Source organism: Planococcus sp. CPCC 101016, assembly GCF_007859295.1.
Taxonomy (GTDB): Bacteria; Bacillota; Bacilli; order Bacillales_A; family Planococcaceae; genus Planococcus.
On the sequence record NZ_VOHB01000003.1, the window covers coordinates 52624 to 74488 of the forward strand.

Below are 21865 nucleotides of genomic sequence, written 5' to 3' on the forward strand. Positions count from 1 at the left end.
CGTTCAGCGCAAATGGCTGGACGGGTTTATTCGTTCACTTAATTTTATTGAGCTGTATAACCGCCGTCCAGAACGACGGCCTGTCCCGTTACTCCCGAGGCTTTGTCGCTAGCGAGGAACATCGTATAGTCCGATATTTCTTTTACACTCAACAAACGCTTTTGAGGAATTAAAGGGTACAGTACTTCTTCAAAGACTTTTTCAACAGGCACAGAACGTGTCTTGGCCAAATCTTCCATTTGATTGCGGACAAGAGGCGTGTCGACATAGCCCGGACACATTGCATTCACCGTGATTCCGTGTTCCGCCCCTTCCAGCGCAGCCACTTTGGTCAAGCCGATAACACCATGCTTGGCACTATTGTATGCTGCTTTCCCGGAAAATCCAACGAGTCCATTGATGGAGGCCATATTGATGATGCGCCCAGATCCCTGTTTTTTCATAATAGGGAATGCGTGCTTGGTCGCAATAAACGGAGCGATGAGCATGATCCGAATCAATAATTCGTATTTCTCGGTAGGAAATTCCTCAAGCGGCGCAATGTACTGCAGGCCAGCATTATTGATCAAGACATCAAGCGATCCATAATGCGCCATTGTTTGTTCAATGGCGTTTTTAATGTCCTCTTCATTGGTTACATCACATTTGATGCCGACACAGTCCATGCCTTTTGCTTTCAGCGTTTCCGCAGCTTTTAAAACAGCTTCTTCATCGATGTCTGTCAGCATGATTTTCGCACCAGCTGCAGCAAAATCAGCGCTGATTTCATAGCCGATTCCGCTTGCAGCACCTGTTATCAATACTACTTTATTATCTACCATAGTCCGTTCCCTCCATAGCTTTTGTTAAATTCCAAGTCCCAGTGTAAACAGGACAATAGCGATAGCTAATCCGATCAATGGAACAATTACGGTTACTGCACCAACAGCACCATAGGCGGCTTTATGCGTTTCTCCACAAATCCCTTGAATGGTCGTAACGACATAACCGTTATGCGGCAAAGAATCGAGAGCTCCTGATGAAATTGCAATTGTTCGGTGAAGCGCTTCTGTATTAACGCCCATGTCAATATAATGAGGGGCAATCAAAGGCAGTGCGATAACCTGACCGCCAGAAGCAGAACCGGTTAATCCTGCAATGACGCTGACTGCAATAGCTCCTCCAATCAATGGACTTCCCGGGATACTGGTCATGGCATCCACTGCCATTTGGAACGCCGGCACCGCTTTAGCGACTCCCCCGAATCCAACCACTGCAGCCGTATTCCCAATTGCAATCAATGCTCCAATCGTTCCTTCAGACAAAGCCTTGCCCAGATTCAAGAAATATTTGCGGTTCAATAAATAAGTCGTAATGACACCGCCCAATAAAGCAATGATCAACGCAGAAGTCATTAATGAGTCATGGAAAATATACGAAATGCCTAGAACCACCAGCAGCGGGATCAAACCCATCAAAGGATTCGGAAGATCTCGGTCTTCCACAATCGGATCTGTTGAACGCGCTTCAAAACGCTCTCCTTTATTGACTGCTTTTTGGATCATTCGTTTTAGCCACCAATAGCCGAACACCGCCATAAAGACGGCTACCAGAATACTGACTTCCCATCCCGCGTACGGGCTGGTATTCAAGTATTCAATCGGAATCCAGTTTTGGATTTCTGGAGAACCGGCAGACGTCATCGTAAACGTCACGGAGCCCAGTGCCAAAGCGGCGGGGATAAACCGGCGCGGCAGATCAGCCTGTTTGAACAGGCTGAGTGCCATCGGGAAGACTGAGAACGCAACAACGAACAAGCTGACTCCACCATATGTCAGTACAGCACAAGCGATAACAATCGCCAACACTGCTTTGGACAAACCGAACTTGCCGACCAGCCATCTTGATACACTATCAGCAGCACCGCTGTCTTCCATTACTTTACCAAATATGGCCCCAAGCAGGAACATCGGGAACCACGAAGTGATAAATCCAGAAAAACTGGTCATATAATTCGTTAATAAGTTCGCTTCCCCTTCGCCCACTAATTGTGGAAATAATGGCAGGCCACTAAAAAGTGCTACAAACAATGCAGATAAAGGACCCGCAATTAATAAATTCATGCCTCTCATCGTCAAGACGATAAGGAGAACAAGTCCACCCACCATTCCAATCATGCTTAACATATAAAACTCCCCCTTTTGCTGTTTCCAATGATTTGAAAACGCTTACTTAAAACCTCAAAAAAATAATGTAGTTGTCTAAATATTTTGACCTGATGGCTTTCATTAGTGTACAACTGACAACAGGATAGGTAAAATGAATAATAACTATAAGATCTATAACAAATAGTTATAAGTGAGGAGATTATGTGGATATACGACAGCTAACGTACTTCATTGAAGTTGCCAAACATCAAAGCTATACAAAAGCTGCCCTGGCTCTTCATGTGACACAACCTACTTTAAGCAAAATGGTTAAAAACTTGGAGGAAGAGATGGAAGTCGTGCTGTTTGACCGCTCAGCGCGTCAAATCAGTTTGACCGATGCAGGCGAAGTGGTCTATGTACAGGCCCAAAAAATTATTCATAGCCTGGATGATCTGTCAGCGTCACTATACGATGTCATGAATTTAAAAAAAGGAAAAATCAAGATTGGTCTGCCGCCAGTGATCAGCACTCTATTTTTCCCAACAATCATTGCTGAATTTCAGCGTGCTTATCCTGAAGTCACAATCATGCTTGCTGAAGACGGCGCTAAAACAGTGGAACGGAAAGTATATGAAGGCGAGGTCGATTTGGGTTTTGTCATGCTCCCTGTCGATGATGAAAAATTTAATGTCGTTCCGTTTGTCGATCAAGAAATTAAATTGCTGGTCCATGAATCACATCCGCTTGCTCATCATGACTTGATTGATTTGATTGAGTTTAAAGAAGATCCCTTCTTATTGCTCAGCAAGGAATTCACCTTAAATAGCCGCACAATCGAATTTTGTATCAGTGAGGGATTTACCCCAAAAATCGCCTATGAAAGTTCTCAATGGGATTTTATCGTCGGAATGGTCGAAAAAAATCTCGGCGTCACGCTGATGCCAAAACTGATTTGTGATCGTGTTAAAGGAGGGCCTTTTAAAATGATTTCACTAACCCACACATTTCCTTGGAGACTGGGCATTATCATGGCAAAAAATCGGTATGTGCCCTATGTTTCACGCGAATTTATCACCTTAGTAGAAAAATTGCCGAAAGTTTGAGTCAAAAAAAGGAGCTCCTTTTGGAAGCTCCTTTTTACTTGCTATAAGAAAACGATGATTGCCAATACAGCTGCCAGTACCAATCTATAAATGGCAAAGGGCACCAGCTTGATGCGCGAAATCAGTTTCAGAAAGAAACGGATGGAAATCAATGCGAAAATGAAAGCTGACAAAAAACCAACGACATAGAATGACAAATAATCCATCGACAAGGTATCCCAGTTTTTCAATACGGATACGAGGCTCGCTCCAAACATGATAGGAACCGCCATAATAAACGTGAAATCAGCCGCGACCCGGTGATTCAGACCAAATAGGACACCGCCTGAAATCGTAGCACCTGATCTGGAGAACCCTGGCCATAAGGACAGACATTGCACAAGACCAATTTTTAAAGCCTGAAAATATGTAATTTCATCCAAAGAGTTGACAGAAGGATTTTTAGGGCCGAACTTGTCCGCAACGATCATTAGGATCGCTCCAACAACCAATGCATAGATAACAGTCTCTACACCAAACAAATGGTCATCGATTAAATCCTTAAAGGCGAATCCGAAAACCACTGCCGGCAGCATGCCGATGATGACATGCAATAAATTGAAGCTGGAGTTTTCCGGCTGCCCTTCAATCTTATATAACCCGATTAAGTTGAAAAGACGTTTCCAAAAAACAACGACAACCGCTAATATGGATCCCAATTGAATGACAATTTTGAACGTATTGGCTGGATATTTCCCCAAAAATTCCTGTGATTTCAGCCACATATCATCGACGATGATCAAGTGGCCAGTAGAAGAAACTGGAGCGAATTCTGTCATTCCCTCCACAAAACCTAAAATTAAAGCTTTAAGTAAATCTAACCACTCCATTTGTGCTGATCCTGCTTTCTATAATAAAATCAATGCTGAACTTAGAACGCATCAGCATGGTTAAAGGTTGCATTCATTTCAACTGGAATAAATGTTTTTCAGGTATTCATTTGCCGGCTTTTATTTTTACGGCGGTTTCGATCTGCTCTTCTCCTTTGACCACTTCCAAGATCTGTCCAGCGGTTTCAGGGTACTTGAGCAGTTCTGCCAATGTGCCAGCAACGTCTTCCCGTGAAATCGTATCATACATAAGCGTATAGCCCAAATTCACTTTTCCTGTGCCGGCTTGGTCTGTTAACGTTCCGGGCCTTAAAATGGTCCAATCCAAAGCAGTTTTTACCAAATCGACTTCCGATTGCCGTTTAATCTTCATATAATGCTCAAAACTGGCAGGTGTTTCTTTGCCGCGTCCAGCGTCCGGAAATGCCGAGACTAGCAAAAAGCGGCGGACATTTGCCAATTCGGCAGCTTTCGCAATCTTTACCAATCCTTGGCCATCGATGGCAGTTGTCAATTCCTCGCCCGCTCCGCCTGCTCCTGCAGTAAAAACTACAGCGTCGCAGGTTTTAAGCAGTTTCGCAAATTCATCGGCATCTGTAGCGATGAGGTCTGCTATGACTGTCCGAATGCCCTGTGCTTCCAATTGCTCAGCCTGCTCTGCCTTGCGAATAAATCCGACTGGTTCGTCCCCTCGCTCAGCAAGAATCCGCCCTAATTTACTGCCTACTTTTCCGTTTGCTCCGATAATCGCCACTTTCATATGCCGCACTTCCCTTCATCCTATTGATCCTGCTGTTTTTAAGTTTACCAAAGACCCAGCAGTTTCCACCACAATCCGCCTGCACCCATCCAAACCACAATGTGGATCAGAGAAATGATAAATCCAAGTTGCCACCATTTTTTCTGGCTGACATAGCCGCTGCCAAAAAAGACCGGTGCCGGCCCTGCACCATAATGAGTTAAACAGCCAAACAAGTTGCTGAAGAAAGCCAAAATGAGAGCAGACAATAACGGCGGAGCTCCTGCTGCTACAATGACAGACAAAAAGGCGGCATACATGGCACTGACATGCGCTGTATTGCTGGCAAAGAAGTAATGGGAGTAGAAATAGACGATCGCCAAAATGATCAAAGTCGGCATCCAGGACAATTGGTTTACCGAATTTTGCATAAGCCCACTAAACCACGGAACCATTCCTAAAACATTTAAGTAAGTCGCCATCATAACCAGAACCGCAAACCACACTAGTGTATCCCAAGCACCTTGTTCTTTCTTTATATCCGACCAAGTCAAAACCTGTGTCAGCAATAAGACGCTCAACCCTACAAAGGCACTGGTAGTAGCATCGATGCCAAAATTCCCACCGAAAATCCAAAGCAAGAGCAACAGCACAAATACGCCCATCATGTACTTTTCTTCGTTTTTTAAAGGACCCATTTCATGAAGCTTTTGCTTCGCTATCGAAGGAGCTTCCGGTGTTTCTTTCAGTTCGGGTGGATAAAGCTTGTAAATGACCAAAGGAATGAGAATAAGACTGATTAATCCTGGCACAAGTGCAGCTAATGCCCACCCACCCCAAGTGATTGTAACTCCGGTAATATCCTGAGCAATTTGGACAGCTAAAGGATTTGCGGCCATCGCTGTTACAAACATAGCAGATGTAATCATGTCTCCCTGGAAAGATACTTTCGTCAAAAACGCTCCGACTCTCCTTTCAGTCCCATCTTCAACTCGTGACTCATAGGTTTCAGAAAGTGAACGAATGATTGGAAAAATGATTCCACCAGCCCGGGCTGTATTGGACGGCATAGCCGGTGCCAATACAAGATCACTGAAAAGCATGGAATAGGAAAGCCCCAGAGTTTTCTTTCCAAACATCCGAACAAAAATATAAGCGACTCTTGTACCTAATCCTGTCTTGATAAATCCGCGTGAAATGAAAAAAGCAATGACGATTAACCAAATCGTTGTGTTTTGGAAACCACTGAGCGATTCTTGCAAAGTTAAGGTATTCGTCAATACAATCACTGTCAGAGCTAAAATAGCGGTACTGCCCATTGGGATAGGCTTGATTACCAAACTGACGATAGTGGCTACAAAAATACTGAATAAATGCCAGGCTTCCGCTTCCAAACCTGAGGGTGGGGGAATAAACCATAAAATAAGACCAATTGAAATAGAGATAAACAGCTTGCGCCAATTAACCTCTCCTTGTTTTTTAACGACTGACATTTCACTTCTCCTTACTCTTTAATAGATTTAAACGCTTTGCTGCATGATAAATGCAAATGAAACCAAACTGCTTGTGTAATTTTTTAGCGATCTTCTGACTAAAAGTCGGGTTAAAAAAAGCAGAATCCATTTGTTCAATATTGGATTCTACACCTTTTTCAAAATATGTAAAGCTTCAATACTTTCTTTTGTTTGGTTCCTCTGAATTGCATAAATAAAGCCATAAAAAATCCGTTGCATTAGATCATGCAACGGATTTTCCTTTTGTATATTCAGTAGGCGGTCCACCCGGCATCCGCAGTGATCACTGTGCCGTTGACGAAGCTTGCATCGTCAGAAGCCAAGAACAATGCCACTTTGGCGATTTCTTCTGATTTGCCGTTGCGCGGATTCAAAGCTAGTCCGGCCTGTGTACGCCCCATTCCCATTTCACTGATGGACGTCATGGATGAACTGATATTGGTTTCCACGCCTCCTGGCGCAATGGCATTGCAGCGGATTCCTTCTTTTGCATACATAAAACCGGTATTTTTCGTGAAGCCGACAACTGCATGCTTCGAAGCTGTGTAAGTGGCTCCTGCGCGAGCTCCGTATAAACCGCCTGCTGAAGCGATATTGATGATAACCCCTTTGTTTTTCTCTAGAAAAATAGGCAAGGCTTTGCGTGTTGACCGCATGACACTCATCGTATTGATGGAAAAAATACGCTCCCATTTTGCATCTTCAATCTCTCCAGCCGGTTCGAAATTATCCATGATGCCTGCATTGTTGACAAGAATGTCCAAAGTTCCATATTCACTCACTGCCAAATCGATCATCGCTTCGATTTCCTGGACGTCCCCAACATTCGTTTTAATCGCTTTTGCTATGCCGCCCTTTTCTATGATGGCTGTTGCTACTTTTATTGCACCTTCTTCATTAATATCCGAAACGATTACTTTTGCGCCTTCTTTGGCATAAAGTTCGGCAATCGCTTTCCCCATCCCTGATGCTGCCCCTGTTACGATGGCTACTTTTCCTTCTAGTTTCATTTTATCCTTCTCCTCTTCTGCCGGTTATTTTACGATGCGGTAAAACGCTTTCATCTATACACCCCAAGTATATTGGCCTATACTTTAGTTAACAATCAGCAAATTTCTAGTGAAGTGTTGACTAACGAACATCTGAATTCGATTTTGTGCAGTTATGCAAAATAACTATGAAAGTGAGGTCGTGCTGATGAAAAAAGACCGAAGAATCGACAAATCAAAAAATGCTTTAAAAGAAGCATTGATTTGTCTGATGAATGAAAAAGAATTCAAAAGCATCACGATTACAGAAATTGTCCATTTGGCAAATCTGAATCGTGGAACTTTCTATAAGCACTACCCAACACAGGAAGAATTATTGAACGAATTGATTGAAGACATTCTCAACGACCTCATCGATTCTTACCGGGAGCCTTATAAGACCATGAAAAATTTTGAGGTTGGCAAGATGTCATCCTCTTCCATCAAAATCTTCGACCATGTTGAACGCTATTCACGATTCTATACAATCATCATCAATTCCAATGTTCTTCCTGGCTTTCAAAATCGCGTTTGCCAAGTGCTGAAAGAGCTCGTCCAACATGATTTGGCCGCAGTCAAGCCAGAGGCCAATATTGACCGCAGCCTGCTGAGCAGCTACAACGCCTATGCCTTGTTTGGTCTGATAATTGAATGGGTGAATGGCGGGTACAAGTTTACGCCTCATCAAATGGCAGAACAATTGCTCAACATCATTTTGTATCAGACTCCCAGAGAATCCATTGAAGCAGTGGCCGACACCAATAAATTAAGTTGAATTGCGATCAAAAATACCCGCTTATTCCTGGTTTCGGAATAAGCGGGTATTTGTTAGTTATTCTTCAACAAGACTAGCGTAGACAATTAACCGTTCTTCACGTGTTCCCCGGTCAAAGTCGTAAGTTCCTGAACAAGTGATCAAAACCAACTCGGGAGAAGAGGTGTAGCCAAAGACCGTTGAAACATCTGTCAGATCCAGTGGAACAGACTCCATTGTGTGAACTTTGAACGTTAAGGTCTTATCTTTGTTTTCAACCACCACTTCGTCTCCCAACTCAAGTTCGGAAAGATCCCAGAAAATTGCAGGCCCTTCTACTCCGTCAACATGGCCAGCAATCACAGCCCGGCCGTTTTGGCCCGGCTCATACCCAGGAGAGAACCAGCTGACGTCTTCGATATTGTCCGGGACAGCCATTTCACCTTTCTCGGTAACTCCCAGGTGCTGGACTTTTGCTTCCAAATCAATCGAGGGAATCTTTAGCGAGGTAGGCTGAATGCCTGTACGCTTTAATCCATTTATCGGATTTTCTGCAGGAGCCGGCTGCTGGATATTGACGGCAGCCGGTACATCAAGCGTGAATCCTACATTTTCCGATCGTACGCTAACTTCATCGACAGGCTGCTGGCAACCGGATAGCAGGAAAATAACCGGAATGACCAGTAGTTTGTTATTGAAACCGTCTCTTCCATACAAGGCTGCTGGCTCCGATAAGTACTAGAGCTCCACCAAGCAGCAACCATATAGACTGTGACTGATCAGGTGTTCCAAGACCAGTGGTCGGCATACCGTCTGGTGAACCAGCTGCTTCGTAATCGACCAAGGCAATCACTTCAAGTGAATCCACTGTGTTTACCGCAAAGACGCTATAGACTGTATTTGCAGCCAACTCTGTGCCTTCAAGAGGCAATACCTGTGTTCCGTCTGGCAACCGGATTTCCAAATCATACGTACCGGCATCTACTTCTGCATAATCCGTAATTCCTGGGAATTCAGCTCCACTGAACAATGCATCTCCACCGATTATGCCAACATCAACCGCTGGGGCATCAGGGGATAAATGGCCAACACGGACTTTTGCTTTTCCTTCTGATACTTCCATTGAATCTTCTGCAACCACAAATTCAATGGATTCCAATAAGTTTGCCGCTGCTACTGTATAAGCTTTCCCAGCTTCTACAGCCAAATCGGCTTGCAATACACCTTCACCTGCAGCATATTCAGTTCCGCTTGCAAAAACTTCTACATCATGTGTTCCAACCGGCACCTCTAAGTAACCTGAATCTGCTTTAAAAGGTACTTCTTCAAGCGTTAATTCCCCATTGACGTAGACATCGACAGCAGGAGCATCTGGTGAAGCATGAACCACTCTGACTTTAGCGGTATGGCTATCGGCCATAACTCCAGAAGCGAGCAACGAGAATACAAGGGCCACGGCAACAGAGAATGAAACTAAGATTTTCTTCATTTTTCCCTCTCCTTCATGTGTAGTTTTTGCACAATTATTGTACAATTTATTTATAACCTAAAAAAACAGTTTTCGCAAGCAAAAATCAGATTATTCTGATTTTTGAACAGAAAGTACTAGGACGCTTTATAGCAATAAGATGTAAATAGTGGAATCTTTTCTTTATCCTCCATATATCAGCCTTTTAACCAGACTTTCGGTAGAAAATCTGTTCACTAACCATCCATTTACTTAACTGCTTTCTCAGTTTGTATAAGTTTTGCCTATCTACCTAGCTTTATACAATGATTTCGCTTTCAGCTGAAATGACGATTCCGTTCAAAGCTTGAGTGGCCAGTTTATCAGCTTCTGCATTGGCTTTACGTGGGACTAATTCATATTCTGGCTGGAGGCCCATTTCAGCTATTTTCCCTTCAATTCGATTGACCCAAGGAATCAGCTGTTCTTCAATCACCGGCCACTCATTAGACATGCCGTTTATGACGATGCGGGAATCTCCGTTAAACCGAATAGGCAAATGATGAATCTCTAACTGTTCCAGTTCCTGCAAACAAAAATAAAGAGCTGCATACTCTGCTTCATTATTGGAAGTTAATTCATCCAGTTGAGTGTTGGCCCGAAGCCGATATGACTTGCCGTTTTGTTCGTAATAAATAACGCAGCCCAGTCCTGCATTTCTTCTGGTACGCTCGTAGCCGCCATCAAAATATACAATCACATTATGAGGTTCTGTTTCAATTCCTTTCAAATAAGCCTTCAATTCTTTTATACTCCAGCCGCTGTCATACTGATCCACAAAATGAAGGTTTTTGGATCGCTCAAGACGTTCAAGATCTTCAGCAATCACAATCGCTGTCTCTGCCGGGATTTCTTCTGAAGAAAAAACCGCTTCTTGGCCCTTAGGAATTTTATACGTCCATTCTATTCGAATTTTCATCTTTCCTCCTCCATTTCCTGCAAAACTCTTTGTATTTCTGTCTCTTCTTGCAGATACCATTCCCCTAAAGCAAATCAATAAACGGCTGCATCATCCAGAAAAATAGCCGGTTCCAAAATAGGAACCGGCTGATCAATGCATTATAAACCTTTATCCTCCAGGCGCTTCAGATCATCTTTATGCCCCATGACGATCAATACATTGCCCTGCTCGACGATATCGTCTATCGCTGGCGCAATATTAACTTCTTCCTCTTTCTTTATCGCTAGTACGATGCAATTGAATTCCTTGCGAATGTTCAGATCCACTAAAGTTTTATCAGCCATCTTGCCAGAAGCCACCAATTCAATGATGCTGTAATCTTGGGATAAATCGATGTAATCCACAATCTTATCTGAGTCCACATGGTGGGCAACACGGATTCCCATTTCTTTTTCGGGCTGAATGACGCGGTCTGCACCAACTTTATCCAGGATTTTTTCATGCTGCAAATCCCTCGCTTTTACCCAGACCTTCGGTAACCCTAGTTCTTTCAACATTAACGTACACAACACACTGGCTTGGAGATCGTCCCCGATGGCCACTATTGCATGTTCAAAATTACGAACTCCCAGAGAGTTCAGCTGGTTTTTATCTGTAGCATCCGCAATCACTGTAAAAGAAGCGGAATTTGCCACAGCATCGACTTTCTCAGGATCTGTATCTATTGCCATTACTTCATGGCCAAGAGTATGAAGCTCTCTGCAAACACTGCTGCCGAAGCGTCCTAATCCGATGACCACAATCTGTTTTTTCACACGCTTCCCTCTTTTCTATATCTTCTTCCTTACTTTATTCGCAAATTGCATTGATTGCAATCAAAGGTGTTGGACTTTTCAACGGCTAACTGATACAAAGAAACTATAAAGTCTTACTATTCGAATAAAGGAGGGTAATTATGCAAACTTTAAAGTATACATTGGTAGATGTCTTTACTAGCCATTCTTTTGGGGGCAACCCGCTGGCAGTTTTTCATGATGGCTCAGGATTGGAGTCTAAAACCATGCAGCGAATCGCTAATGAACTCAATTTGTCGGAGACGGCATTTATCTGTCCTCCCAAGAATCCACAAAATCAAATCAGCCTCCGAATTTTCACCCCTCAAGTAGAATTGCCGATAGCGGGCCATCCTACTATTGGAACAGCTTTTGTATTGGCTTACTTAAAAATGCTTCCTTCAGAACATGGGCTTAATGAGTGGATTATCGAAGAAGGATGGGGAGACGTTGCTGTAACCATCCATAAAGAAGCGGAAAAGATCGTCAAAGCTGAAATGATTCAGCCTCTTCCTGTTTTTGGAGAAATATTGACGAGACAAGCCCTTGTAGCCGACTTGCTGTCATTGCCCAAAAGCGAATTGGACACAAGTTTCCCGATACAGACCGTATCTTCAGGCATTCCTTTCCTGTTCGTGCCGCTTCGCTCTCTGGCCGCTATGAGAGAGATCCAGTTTCGGACCGATGTCTGGGAACGCCATTTCAGCGGCGACCTCGACCGCCAGCACATTTTTGCATTTACGACTGAAACAGAGCATGATGAATCTGCTGTTCATTGCCGGATGTTCGCCCCCGCCATGGGCATTTCAGAAGATCCGGCAACCGGCGCCGCCTCCGGTCCTTTAGGTGCTTATCTAGTGGAACATGGTGTTATCAATAGCAACGAAGAAGGAAACTACTCTATCCGCAGCGAACAAGGCATCGAAATGGGAAGACCCAGTTTCCTCGATATTACAATCAAAAAAGAAAAAACGAAGTACACAGAGGTTAAAATTGGGGGCAACGCAATAGTCGTAGGACAAGGTGAACTTTACGTTCCTTAACGCTGAACCCTGACACCCCTCCAAAAAGGAGAGCAATTGCTTAAAAATAGCCCTCTAAAATAATTGAGCCAACATGAAAAGGCGAATACAGGTTTCAGGGTTATCACCCTTGGCCTGTATTCGCCTGTTATTTCATTTTCAATCTTTAATAAAAACTTTTTGTTCCGTTTTTAATGAGCGGTAACAAGCATCAATGACCCGCATATTCTTGACTGTGGAATCAGCTGTAATAACAGGTTCCGCATTCTTCAAAACCGCATTAGAAAAGTTTTCGATTTCCATCCTATAAATATCTCCCGGTATTTTCTCTACCCGCTCCACTCCATCTTTTCTTACTAATACAGTGCCAATGCCGCCATTGATGTCTGGACGGAAAGCAAATGGCACTTTCACACTTCCTGTGGTACCGATTACTTCGTACTCGTTTCTGTTGATCATGTCAAAACTGCAGTCGAACAGAGCGCGGACACCGCTGCTCATCTTCATTTGAACCATTGCCGTCAAATCGATTCCTTTGACCGGATCCAGCGCGCCTTGTGCCATGACTTCCACCGGCTCGGCATCGGTAATATGGCGCATAACCTGAATGGAATAGCATCCGATATCATAGATGCTGCCGCCTCCCATTGCAGCATCCATTCGTATATCCGACGAACGGTTATGTAAATAAAACGAGTGGCTCGATTTTATCAGCTTAATTTCTCCTATTTCTCCCGAAGCGACTATCTCCTTAACCCGGGCATGTTGAGGATGCAATTGATACATAAATGCTTCCATCAACTTGACGCCATTTTCCTGGCACGCTAAAATCATTTCTTCAGCCTCGGCTTCGCTTAAGCCAATTGGTTTTTCACACAGAATATGTTTGCCTTTTTTTGCTGCACGTATTACCCATTCCTTATGCAAATGATTTGGGAGCGGTATATAGACTGCATCAATTTCTGGATCTTCCAGCAGTTCTTCATAACTTTCATAAGCTTTCGGAATTTGCAACTCCTGGGCGGTTGCATGCACCTTGCTGGTGCGGCTTGCTATGGCGACGATTTCAGCATTGTCAGCACGGCCAATAGCAGGAATGACTTGGGTTCTTCCAATATTTGCTGTACTCAAAACACCCCAGCGAATTTTCTCCATCGTATTCTCTCCTTTTTGCATTAAATTATTCGACTTTTAGAGTTGATAAAGCAAACCGCCAAGAGAGTACGATGACTCTCTTGGCGGTAGGTAAGATATTTTTAATATACCCCTCTGATTTCGGGATGTACACGATCTTGATAAAACTCAGCTAATCGATTCATTTCCTCACGTGAAAAATCTTTTGCCTCCAGCGCTTTTAGATTGTCTTTTGCCTGCGCCACATTTCTGAATCCCGGAATGACTGAAGTGATGGCTTCCTGCTGTAAAATCCATTTCAAAGCTGCCTGCGTACGATTTCCTCTGCCGTCTGCAATCCAAGCAAGCTGATCACTCAATTCTACGCCTTTTGAAAATTCGACTCCTGCAAAAGTTTCCCCTACATTGAATGCTTCGCCGTCACGATTAAAGTTGCGATGGTCGTCGGATTCAAATTCTGAATCGACCTTGAATTTCCCAGTCAATAAACCACTGGCAAGTGGAACACGTGCTAATATGCCAACATTTTTTTCGATTGCTTTCGGAAACAATTCTTCCAATGGTTTTTGACGGAACAAATTGAAAATCACTTGTAAACTGCTGACATTTGGATTCTCAAGACATAAGAGTCCTTCTTCCACTGTTTCCACACTGACTCCGTAAGATCTGATTTTTCCTTGTTTTTTCAACTTGTCCAGCACCTCAAATACACTGCCGTCCTTTAGAATCTCCATCGGAGGGCAATGAATCTGAAATAAGTCAATCTGCTCGCGTCCAAGGCGTTTTAAGCTCGCTTCCGCATACTTGGAAACCTGATCCATCGAGTAAGTTTGCGGATCATGGATATCGCCCGCCCTGCAAAATTTGGTAGCGATATGGATTTCGTCATGTTTCCCTTTTGTCGCTTTTCCCAATAACTCTTCGCTATGTCCATCACCATAGACATCTGCCGTATCAAAGAAATTTACCCCTTGTTCCATGGCATAATCTAGTGCTTCCATGGATTCCTTATCATTCGTGTTTCCCCAAGAACCGCCGATTGCCCATGTTCCAAAGCTCAATTCACTTATCTTCATATCCGTCTTGCCAAGTTGACGATAGTTCATTCCACTCACCTCTTCTTAAGATTAGGTTTTCTTTACAGAAAAAACCTCAACTGTTGAGTTGAGGTTCTATTTGGACAACTACTTGCGGAATTCTGAAAGTTTGACGTTCAACTCTCTAGTGCTCCCATAAACTTCCTGATAGAGCGGAAATAATCTTCTGTATGCCAAAACGTTTTCTTCAATCGGCAAATATTGCTGATCTTCCTGTAAGAATGCATCGGCACATTCCTGCAATGTCTGGAACCATGAACAGCCGAAAGCTGCCAGCATGGCTGCGCCCATACCGGGTCCTTGCTCACTGGTGTGGCGAATGATTTTGGCATCAAAAATGTCTGCCTGCATCTGCAGCCATTCTTCATTTTGAGCGCCGCCGCCAATAGACACAATCGTGTCGATGGTTTTGCCGCTGTCCCGGAAAATTGAAATCGATTCGTGCAAGGAAAACGTGATTCCTTCGAGAACTGCACGCGCAAAATCTTTCCGGCGATGCGAACCGTCCATGCCGATAAAACTGCCACGGATCGCGGCGTCTGCATGTGGTGTTCTTTCCCCAACCAGGTAAGGTGTAAACACTAACCCATTTGAGCCGGCAGGTACCGTATGAATATCGGACAACAGTTCATCAAATGAAGTTTCTGAAGCAAATGCATCTTTGAACCAAGACAAACTGTAACCAGCAGCTAAGGTTACACCCATCGTGTAAAAGGCACCGGGTACTGCATGATTGAAATAGTGGACCTTCCCGCCAAAGTCTTTGTTCCCTTTGGCTTCGTATGACAACACGACACCTGAAGTACCGATGCTGCACAATGTTTTGCCTTCCTGTAAAATGCCTGCCCCGATAGCTCCACAGGCATTATCTGCTCCGCCAGCAAAAACCCGGGTTGTTAAAGCAAGTCCCGATACGTCAGCAAAAGCTTCTTGGACAGTGCCTACTTCATCATGAGAATTTACCAAAGGCGGACATATGTCGACATCGAGTTCCAATAACTCACAGATTTCTTGGCTCCATTGTTTTTGTGTGATATCCAGTAACAGCGTTCCCGCCGCATCTGAAAATTCCATTTGAAGATTTCCGGTTATTTTATAGCGTAAATAATCTTTTGGCAGCACAAAGGATTTCACCTTTTTGAAAAGTTCAGGCTCATTTTTCCGAACCCATAAGATCTTTGGCAAAGTAAAGCCTTCCAATGCTGGATTTTTCGTAATTTCCAACAGCCGTTCACGCCCAACCCCATCATAAATCAGTTGGCATTCGGCGGTTGTACGGGTATCATTCCACAGAATGGCCGGACGCAGGACTTCATTGTCTTCGTCCAGCAGCACCAGTCCATGCATCTGTCCCGAAAAACTGATGCCTTCAATAGCTGCCGGGTCTCCGCCAAAAATATTCAGCAATTCTTTTATGCCTGCAGCCGTCTGCTCCACCCAATGCTGTGGATCCTGTTCGCTGTATCCATTCTTTTCATGAATCAAAGGATAAGCCTTTGAAATCTGCTCTACTGCGTTTCCCTGCTGGTCCACCAATAGAAGTTTTACAGCACTTGTTCCCAAATCAACACCAATTACATATTTCATAAAGTCAGCTCTCCCAGCCTGAAGATTTTCTTACTTTGCAAAAGCCTGCAGCAAGTATTGATTAATGGTGGCTTTGATTTGCTCAAGGCGTCCGGATGTTTGTTTAATATCTGTTATGCCGAACGCATAGTCTTCAAGTTGGTGGAAGTCTGTATTGCCATTGACAATATCCAATCCGATGCCATTCGTATAAGTTTCGTATCGATTGCTTACTACATTTTCAAGCACTTTGTCGTCAATCAACTGCTGTGCCACTTTCAATCCAACCGCAAAAGCATCCATTCCTGCAATATGTGCATGGAACAAGTCGTCTTGCTCAAATGACCCTCTTCTTACTTTAGCATCAAAGTTTAGGCCTCCACGTCCAAGTCCGCCATTTTGCAGAATTTCGTACATCGCCAAAGTGGTAGACCATAAATCAGTCGGGAATTCGTCGGTATCCCAGCCCAAGAGTGGATCTCCCTGATTGGCATCTACAGATCCAAGCATATTGTTGATGCGCGCATAGTGAAGTTCATGTTCAAAAGTATGGCCAGCCAATGTAGCGTGGTTTGCTTCGATATTGAACTTGAATTTATCATCCAAGTTATAGCTCTGCAAAAATGCATGTGCTGTTGCTACATCGTAATCATATTGATGCGTGGAAGGCTCTTTTGGTTTAGGTTCAATCAAAAATTGTGCGTCAAACCCGATTTCTTTCGCATAATCGGCCGCCATATGATAAAAGCGTCCCAAATTATCAAGTTCCAGTTTCATATCCGTATTCAACAAAGTTTCGTATCCTTCGCGCCCACCCCAGAATACATAGTTTTCAGCGCCAAGCTCTTTGCCGATCTCAAGTCCCTTTTTCACTTTTGCTGCGGAATATGCAAAGACGTCAGCATGGCTCGAAGTTGCTGCTCCATGAACAAAGCGTGGATGAGTAAAATTATTGGCGGTGTTCCACAATAATTTTGCTTTGCTGTCTTTCATGTATTCCTTGATCATGCCAACAATCTCATCCAGATTTTTATTGGACTCGCGTAGATTGCTGCCTTCTGGTGCAATATCAACATCATGGAAACAGAAAAATGGCACATCCATTTTTTCATAGAATTCGAATGATGCTTCAACCCGTGCTTTTGCTAAATCCATTCCATTTAAATGATCCCATGAGCGGATCATACTGCCGGCACCAAATGGATCTGAACCGTCCATTGTAAATGTATGCCAATAAGACACTGCATAACGAAGTGTTTCTTCCATCGTTTTATTCCCGATTTTTTCTTCCGGGTTATAGAATTTAAAAGCGAACGGATTTTTTGAAGAAGCTCCTTCAAATTTTATTTTTTCAATTCCTGAGAAATGCGCCATGTTCCATACCTCCAATGTAGTTTTAATTCATTCAATATGTAGCAATATTTAGACTAGTAGATGAAAAGGCTTTCATTAAGGATTATAACAAGTTATAATTAGTTTGTCTATTGATTAAACAAAGTATTTCAGAAGCTTTCTGATGTATTTATTCAATTAGTGAGATATGATTTTATAGGTTACTGAAATTTTGATTAAGGGCGGTTATCGATGAATACTACAAGCAGCTATATTTATCTTGCACTCGAATGGGTTACCCGATTTGCCTATTTGAATTTTTTATGGGTAATGTTTTCATTGCTCGGGGGCATTCTTTTCGGATTTTATCCTGCCACTACATCTATGTTTGCCGTTTGCCGGGAATGGCTGAAAGGGAATACAGATCTCCCTCTCTTTCAATCCTTTTGGGGTTTCTATAAGAAAGATTTCTTAAAAAGCAACCTTCTTGGGGTCTTCGTTTCTGTATTTTTATTGTTTATTGTGTTGGATATTTTCTATATTCAAGCAAGCCCGGCTCAACAGTTGAATTGGTCTTATGCCCCACTCTTTGCATTCATGCTAATATTTACTTTATTTTTGTTTTATCTTTTCCCTGCTTTCGTGCATTACGATATCAAAATTCCATCTGTTATTAAAAATGCATTTTTTCTGATGCTGGTCAATCCAGCCGCCACAGCGGTCATTATCCTCTGTCTTGTTTCTCTATTTTTTATCATGAGGCTGCTTCCAGCTTTAGCTTTTCTATTTGGCGGCAGTGTATATGCGTTTCTAACAATGTGGATGGCGATGTATGCGTTTAACAAAACCCATAAAAAAGCTTCACATTAAAGGGTCTCTTCTCCTTTAAATGTGAAGCTTTTTTAGTTTATCCTTTTACTGCGCTCGATGAGATTCCTTCAACCACTTTATTGCTGAAGAAGATAAAGGCGATAATGATCGGCAAGACACTGATGACCAAAGTAGCGCCAATCGCTCCCCAGTCGGTCATGTATTGGCCAATAAAGTTTTGGATACCAACAGTCAAAGTTTTGTATTTTTCTGAACTGATGAAGGTGTTGACAAACACAAACTCATTCCAGTTATAGATCATATTGATGACGACAGTTGTTGCTAAAATTGGCGTGGTCATCGGTAAGATGATCCGAAAAAACATTCTGTGGATTGAGCAGCCGTCAATAACCGCTGCCTCTTCAATTTCATGGGGCAATGTATAGTAGAAGCCCAGTAAAATCATTAAAGTAATCGGCAAATTATAGGCAGTATAAGTGATGACAATCGAAATCGGATTATCGATCAAGTTTACGCTCAAGAACATGCTGTAAAGTGGTATCAATGCAGAGTGGATCGGAATCATTAATCCGACCATGAAGAGCCCTAGTACCAGGCCGCTCATTTTCCATTTCAACCTTGTTAAAGCGAAAGCTGCCATACTCGCAAACAAAACGGTCAAAATAATTGCCAGAACCGTAATCCAAATACTATTGAAAAAATAGGTCCCGATTCCGCCATTCCAGACTTTTTCGTAATTCTCCCATCTAAATTCTGATGGAAGGGCAAACGGCGAGCCTGCAAAGATTTCATTATTGTCTTTCAAAGAAAATAGGAATAGCCAGACCAAGGGCAAAATTTGAAATAACGCCACTACTATCAATGCCAGGTAAAGTAAGAAGTAACCGATGCGGCCCATTCTCATGCCTCCTCTAATATTCGAGTTTATCTTTTGTCGCGGTCAATTTTCGTATAACGAAGGTAACGATCAAAGTAATGACCAACAGCAGGAAGCCGATAGCACTTCCGTATCCAAAGTTGTAATTGGCGAATGCCAGTTTGTACATATAAGACGCCATAACTTCACTGGCTCCGTTTGGTCCCCCGGCAGTCATGACATAAATCAAATCAAAGTATTTAAGGGAACCGACTATAGCCAAGACAATGGTTACGCTGACGACTTCCTTGATCAATGGCAATTTGATCCGTGTAGCAATCTGAAAAGCGGAAGCTCCATCAATTCGGGCAGCTTCTATCAACGACTCAGGAATATTCTTCAAGGCCGCATAATAGATCAATATGTAGAAACCGGCATACTGCCACAAAATCGGAACAAAAATAGCAAACAGGACAATAGAAGGATTCGCTAACCACAATGGTGGATTTTCCACTCCGATGCTCATTAGAAAAACGTTAAGAATTCCATTTGACGGATTGTAGATCTTCACCCATAGCTGTGCAATCGCAACCGAAGACAATAGCATCGGGATCAAGTAAATTTTACGCAGCAAGTCTGCCCCTTTGATCTTGGAAGCCAATATGAAAGAGACTGTTAAGTAAATGACTAAACTTAAGGTAGAAAATATCGCCAATAAGAACGAATGGAACGCGCTATTCCAGAACAGCTTGTCCTGAATACCGTTAATGTAGTTTTCTAAACCGATAAAGGTTTTCTCTCCTATGCCGTCCCAATCCATCAAGCCATAATATCCTGACAGGACTAAGGGGATGAAAACGAGGATCAAGAGCAGAAGAAGAGCTGGTGCAATATAAAAAGCGATATAGAACTTATTCGACATTACTTTATTCATACCATTCAACCCCATATCTTAGAAAATACAAGGGGACAATCCGTCATACAGGATATGTCCCCTCTTTTTAATTAGATTCATAACATAAATTTTTCAGTTATTCGTTTGAAAGAGCTTCTTCATGGTTCTTAGCAAACTCTTCTGGTGATATTTGATTTCCGAAAAGGGCTTGAATGGAATCCAAATGCACTTGTGCTACGTCGGGGCTCATCTGAACGTCCGCGAACAAAGTGATGTTCGTAGCGCCATTCAATTCGTTTAAAATATCCACATACATTTCTGGAAGATCCAACGATTCTGCATCCACTTTAGTGGCTGGAATAACACCCGCTTTGGTTACTGCTTCTTCTCCCCATGCCTTAACAAAGTATGCGGCAAAATCTTTAGCTTCTTCTTTTACTTCTGATTCTTCAGCAACAAACAATCCTACTCCCGGGCCACCGACAAAACTACTCATATCTCCTTGGCCGTTGACAGTCGGGAAGTTAAGATAGCCGATGGAATCTCTGAATTCCTGTGGCACACTTTCGTTTGTCGTAAAGTTAGGAAGGTCCCAGGTCGCGATTAAGTACATCGGTGCCTGCCCACTCATGAACATCGATTTGGCCTCTTCGTCAGCCAAGCCGTTAAATCCGTTGACGAAAGCGCCCATATCAACCAATTCCTGTGTTTTAGCAGCGGCTTCAACCAATGCTGGATCTTCAAAAGAACCTGAACGGTCAATTGCTTTATTTAAAACATCTGCGCCCCCGATCCGGTCAGCAAGGTACATATACCACATAGAGCCTGTCCAAGAATCCCGGTTGCCCAAAGCAATCGGCTGAATTCCAGCGTCATTAAATTCTTTCACGGCAGTCTCAAGTTCTTCGTAAGTTGTAGGAGGTGTAATCCCCTGCTCTTCGAACATTGCTTTATTATAGTAAAGAGATACGATGTTCAATTCCAATGGCAGTCCATAAGTTGCGCCATCCATTGCATACGCTTCTGTTGTTCCAGGTACAAAAGCATCGCTCAAGTCTTCTTCGATTACGTCATCAAGCGGCGCAAACATATTTCCGCCCACATAAGGTTCTAAAAATCCTGCCGCCCAAGTCAATCCGACATCTGGAAGGTCTCCCGACGTGGAGAGTACTCTTAATTTATCTTTGTATTGTTCGTTGCTCAATACTTCAAGGTCTACAGAAACCCCTTCATTTTCTGCTTCGTATTCAGCGATGATTTCATTCACCACGTCAAAATGCTTCTTCGAGCTGCCCTCAGGCCATAGATGCATAAACTTTATTTCTTTTTCAGCCGATCCTGAACTTTCCCCTGCTTCTCCTGAATCAGAACAACCTGTCAATAACATAGATAAAGCGAAAGCGGTCGATAGAAGTGTAAGCGTTTTCTTCTTTCCCATTTTGTACTCTCCCCCTCATGCATTTTGGTATTACAACAATTTTCAGATTGTTGTATGCGGTTTCATTGTAGCAAATATTATTTTGTTAGTCTAGTGGCTAAACAAAGTTTTATTTTCATGTTAAACTATTAATTGAACAAGCAAAATTACGAAGCATACATAGATGACGTTACACGATTAAAATTTAGAAGTTGATACTTTTTCCAGTGCCGATTTGCTTTTTCTCTTTTTCCAGCACATTTGTTCAATGATGGAGAAGCATTCAGAAAAGGTTTTTGAAGGCTGACTATGGAATAACCTGTTATAAGGATTTCAAA

Annotated in this window: 21 protein-coding genes; 4 read left to right on the top strand and 17 right to left on the bottom strand. The window is 42.9% G+C overall.

All coding sequences use genetic code 11. The annotated features are described in order from the left end of the window. Positions 1 to 44: 44 nt before the first annotated feature. Together FQV26_RS12370 and FQV26_RS12375 are read right to left on the bottom strand one after the other, a co-directional pair. Complete coding sequence (locus tag FQV26_RS12370) at positions 45 to 821, bottom strand: 3-hydroxybutyrate dehydrogenase (RefSeq protein ID WP_146557856.1); 777 nt, start codon at positions 819 to 821, stop codon at positions 45 to 47. A gap of 24 nt (positions 822 to 845) precedes the next feature. Beyond that, positions 846 to 2165, bottom strand: a complete 1320-nt coding sequence (locus FQV26_RS12375; protein WP_146557857.1) for a GntP family permease — start codon at positions 2163 to 2165, stop codon at positions 846 to 848. Between the two features lie 185 nt (positions 2166 to 2350). On the opposite strand from FQV26_RS12375, the gene FQV26_RS12380 reads away from it, so the two are divergent. Then, positions 2351 to 3232, top strand: a complete 882-nt coding sequence (locus FQV26_RS12380) for a LysR family transcriptional regulator (RefSeq protein ID WP_146557858.1) — start codon at positions 2351 to 2353, stop codon at positions 3230 to 3232. 41 nt (positions 3233 to 3273) lie between these two features. On the opposite strand, the gene FQV26_RS12385 is transcribed toward FQV26_RS12380, so the two are convergent. The 4 genes from FQV26_RS12385 to FQV26_RS12400 form a co-directional block, all read right to left on the bottom strand. After that, a complete protein-coding gene (locus FQV26_RS12385) occupies positions 3274 to 4101 on the bottom strand; it encodes an undecaprenyl-diphosphate phosphatase (RefSeq protein WP_146557859.1) in 828 nt (275 codons plus the stop codon). A 106-nt stretch (positions 4102 to 4207) separates the two neighbouring features. Next, positions 4208 to 4861, bottom strand: coding sequence for an SDR family oxidoreductase (locus tag FQV26_RS12390; RefSeq protein ID WP_146557860.1), 654 nt, complete (start codon positions 4859 to 4861; stop codon positions 4208 to 4210). A gap of 44 nt (positions 4862 to 4905) precedes the next feature. Then, positions 4906 to 6333 (bottom strand): anion permease, encoded by a 1428-nt coding sequence (locus tag FQV26_RS12395; protein ID WP_146557861.1) that lies wholly within the window; start codon positions 6331 to 6333, stop codon positions 4906 to 4908. Between the two features lie 272 nt (positions 6334 to 6605). After that, the gene (locus FQV26_RS12400; protein ID WP_146557862.1) at positions 6606 to 7364 is read right to left on the bottom strand and encodes an SDR family oxidoreductase; all 759 of its coding nucleotides are present in this window, start codon (positions 7362 to 7364) and stop codon (positions 6606 to 6608) included. Between the two features lie 187 nt (positions 7365 to 7551). Here FQV26_RS12400 and FQV26_RS12405 point away from each other — a divergent pair, with 187 nt between their 5' ends. Then, on the top strand, positions 7552 to 8157 hold the full coding sequence (locus FQV26_RS12405) for a TetR/AcrR family transcriptional regulator (RefSeq protein ID WP_146557863.1): 606 nt from the start codon (positions 7552 to 7554) through the stop codon (positions 8155 to 8157). Between the two features lie 57 nt (positions 8158 to 8214). Here the strand turns inward: FQV26_RS12405 and FQV26_RS12410 are convergent, their stop codons facing one another. From FQV26_RS12410 to FQV26_RS12425, 4 genes are all read right to left on the bottom strand, one after another. Continuing rightward, positions 8215 to 8853 (bottom strand): class F sortase, encoded by a 639-nt coding sequence (locus FQV26_RS12410; RefSeq protein WP_146557864.1) that lies wholly within the window; start codon positions 8851 to 8853, stop codon positions 8215 to 8217. Beyond that, complete coding sequence (locus FQV26_RS12415) at positions 8828 to 9625, bottom strand: DUF4397 domain-containing protein (RefSeq protein WP_146557865.1); 798 nt, start codon at positions 9623 to 9625, stop codon at positions 8828 to 8830. The genes FQV26_RS12410 and FQV26_RS12415 overlap by 26 nt, the downstream gene beginning before the upstream one ends. Positions 9626 to 9902: 277 nt before the next feature. Then, a complete protein-coding gene (locus FQV26_RS12420) occupies positions 9903 to 10562 on the bottom strand; it encodes a reverse transcriptase-like protein (protein ID WP_146557866.1) in 660 nt (219 codons plus the stop codon). A gap of 140 nt (positions 10563 to 10702) precedes the next feature. Next, positions 10703 to 11359, bottom strand: a complete 657-nt coding sequence (locus FQV26_RS12425) for a potassium channel family protein (RefSeq protein WP_146557867.1) — start codon at positions 11357 to 11359, stop codon at positions 10703 to 10705. A 140-nt stretch (positions 11360 to 11499) separates the two neighbouring features. Between FQV26_RS12425 and FQV26_RS12430 the strand changes: the two genes are divergently transcribed. Continuing rightward, entirely contained in the window at positions 11500 to 12420 is a 921-nt protein-coding gene (locus FQV26_RS12430; RefSeq protein WP_146557868.1) for a PhzF family phenazine biosynthesis protein, read from the top strand. Positions 12421 to 12558: 138 nt separating this feature from the next. Here FQV26_RS12430 and FQV26_RS12435 read toward each other — a convergent pair whose 3' ends face one another. From FQV26_RS12435 to xylA, 4 genes are all read right to left on the bottom strand, one after another. Beyond that, positions 12559 to 13554 carry a Gfo/Idh/MocA family protein gene (locus FQV26_RS12435; protein WP_146557869.1) on the bottom strand — a complete coding sequence of 332 codons (996 nt, stop codon included), beginning with the start codon at positions 13552 to 13554 and terminating at the stop codon, positions 12559 to 12561. A 101-nt stretch (positions 13555 to 13655) separates the two neighbouring features. Next, entirely contained in the window at positions 13656 to 14639 is a 984-nt protein-coding gene (locus FQV26_RS12440) for an aldo/keto reductase (protein ID WP_146557870.1), read from the bottom strand. Between the two features lie 78 nt (positions 14640 to 14717). Beyond that, the gene (gene xylB, locus FQV26_RS12445) at positions 14718 to 16217 is read right to left on the bottom strand and encodes a xylulokinase (protein WP_146557871.1); all 1500 of its coding nucleotides are present in this window, start codon (positions 16215 to 16217) and stop codon (positions 14718 to 14720) included. Between the two features lie 30 nt (positions 16218 to 16247). Beyond that, positions 16248 to 17570, bottom strand: coding sequence for a xylose isomerase (gene xylA / locus FQV26_RS12450; protein WP_146557872.1), 1323 nt, complete (start codon positions 17568 to 17570; stop codon positions 16248 to 16250). Positions 17571 to 17780: 210 nt separating this feature from the next. On the opposite strand from xylA, the gene FQV26_RS12455 reads away from it, so the two are divergent. Beyond that, on the top strand, positions 17781 to 18398 hold the full coding sequence (locus FQV26_RS12455; RefSeq protein WP_146557873.1) for a YesL family protein: 618 nt from the start codon (positions 17781 to 17783) through the stop codon (positions 18396 to 18398). A gap of 37 nt (positions 18399 to 18435) precedes the next feature. Here the strand turns inward: FQV26_RS12455 and FQV26_RS12460 are convergent, their stop codons facing one another. The 3 genes from FQV26_RS12460 to FQV26_RS12470 form a co-directional block, all read right to left on the bottom strand. After that, positions 18436 to 19257, bottom strand: coding sequence for a carbohydrate ABC transporter permease (locus FQV26_RS12460; protein WP_146557874.1), 822 nt, complete (start codon positions 19255 to 19257; stop codon positions 18436 to 18438). 13 nt (positions 19258 to 19270) lie between these two features. Further along, positions 19271 to 20149 carry a carbohydrate ABC transporter permease gene (locus tag FQV26_RS12465; protein ID WP_146557875.1) on the bottom strand — a complete coding sequence of 293 codons (879 nt, stop codon included), beginning with the start codon at positions 20147 to 20149 and terminating at the stop codon, positions 19271 to 19273. Between the two features lie 97 nt (positions 20150 to 20246). After that, the gene (locus FQV26_RS12470; protein ID WP_146557876.1) at positions 20247 to 21548 is read right to left on the bottom strand and encodes an extracellular solute-binding protein; all 1302 of its coding nucleotides are present in this window, start codon (positions 21546 to 21548) and stop codon (positions 20247 to 20249) included. Positions 21549 to 21865: the final 317 nt, after the last annotated feature.

Bases quoted from the DNA above. Each gene is read 5' to 3' on its own strand.
- FQV26_RS12430 (WP_146557868.1), top strand. From the start codon at position 11,500: ATGCAAACTTTAAAGTATACATTGGTAGATGTCTTTACTAGCCATTCT.
- FQV26_RS12455 (WP_146557873.1), top strand. From the start codon at position 17,781: ATGAATACTACAAGCAGCTATATTTATCTTGCACTCGAATGGGTTACC.
- FQV26_RS12415 (WP_146557865.1), bottom strand. From the start codon at position 9,625: ATGAAGAAAATCTTAGTTTCATTCTCTGTTGCCGTGGCCCTTGTATTC.
- xylA (WP_146557872.1), bottom strand. From the start codon at position 17,570: ATGGCGCATTTCTCAGGAATTGAAAAAATAAAATTTGAAGGAGCTTCT.
- FQV26_RS12440 (WP_146557870.1), bottom strand. From the start codon at position 14,639: ATGAACTATCGTCAACTTGGCAAGACGGATATGAAGATAAGTGAATTG.
- FQV26_RS12395 (WP_146557861.1), bottom strand. From the start codon at position 6,333: ATGTCAGTCGTTAAAAAACAAGGAGAGGTTAATTGGCGCAAGCTGTTT.
- FQV26_RS12370 (WP_146557856.1), bottom strand. From the start codon at position 821: ATGGTAGATAATAAAGTAGTATTGATAACAGGTGCTGCAAGCGGAATC.
- FQV26_RS12420 (WP_146557866.1), bottom strand. From the start codon at position 10,562: ATGAAAATTCGAATAGAATGGACGTATAAAATTCCTAAGGGCCAAGAA.
- FQV26_RS12435 (WP_146557869.1), bottom strand. From the start codon at position 13,554: ATGGAGAAAATTCGCTGGGGTGTTTTGAGTACAGCAAATATTGGAAGA.
- FQV26_RS12470 (WP_146557876.1), bottom strand. From the start codon at position 21,548: ATGGGAAAGAAGAAAACGCTTACACTTCTATCGACCGCTTTCGCTTTA.
- FQV26_RS12460 (WP_146557874.1), bottom strand. From the start codon at position 19,257: ATGGGCCGCATCGGTTACTTCTTACTTTACCTGGCATTGATAGTAGTG.
- FQV26_RS12375 (WP_146557857.1), bottom strand. From the start codon at position 2,165: ATGTTAAGCATGATTGGAATGGTGGGTGGACTTGTTCTCCTTATCGTC.
- xylB (WP_146557871.1), bottom strand. From the start codon at position 16,217: ATGAAATATGTAATTGGTGTTGATTTGGGAACAAGTGCTGTAAAACTT.
- FQV26_RS12390 (WP_146557860.1), bottom strand. From the start codon at position 4,861: ATGAAAGTGGCGATTATCGGAGCAAACGGAAAAGTAGGCAGTAAATTA.
- FQV26_RS12405 (WP_146557863.1), top strand. From the start codon at position 7,552: ATGAAAAAAGACCGAAGAATCGACAAATCAAAAAATGCTTTAAAAGAA.
- FQV26_RS12465 (WP_146557875.1), bottom strand. From the start codon at position 20,149: ATGAATAAAGTAATGTCGAATAAGTTCTATATCGCTTTTTATATTGCA.
- FQV26_RS12400 (WP_146557862.1), bottom strand. From the start codon at position 7,364: ATGAAACTAGAAGGAAAAGTAGCCATCGTAACAGGGGCAGCATCAGGG.
- FQV26_RS12385 (WP_146557859.1), bottom strand. From the start codon at position 4,101: ATGGAGTGGTTAGATTTACTTAAAGCTTTAATTTTAGGTTTTGTGGAG.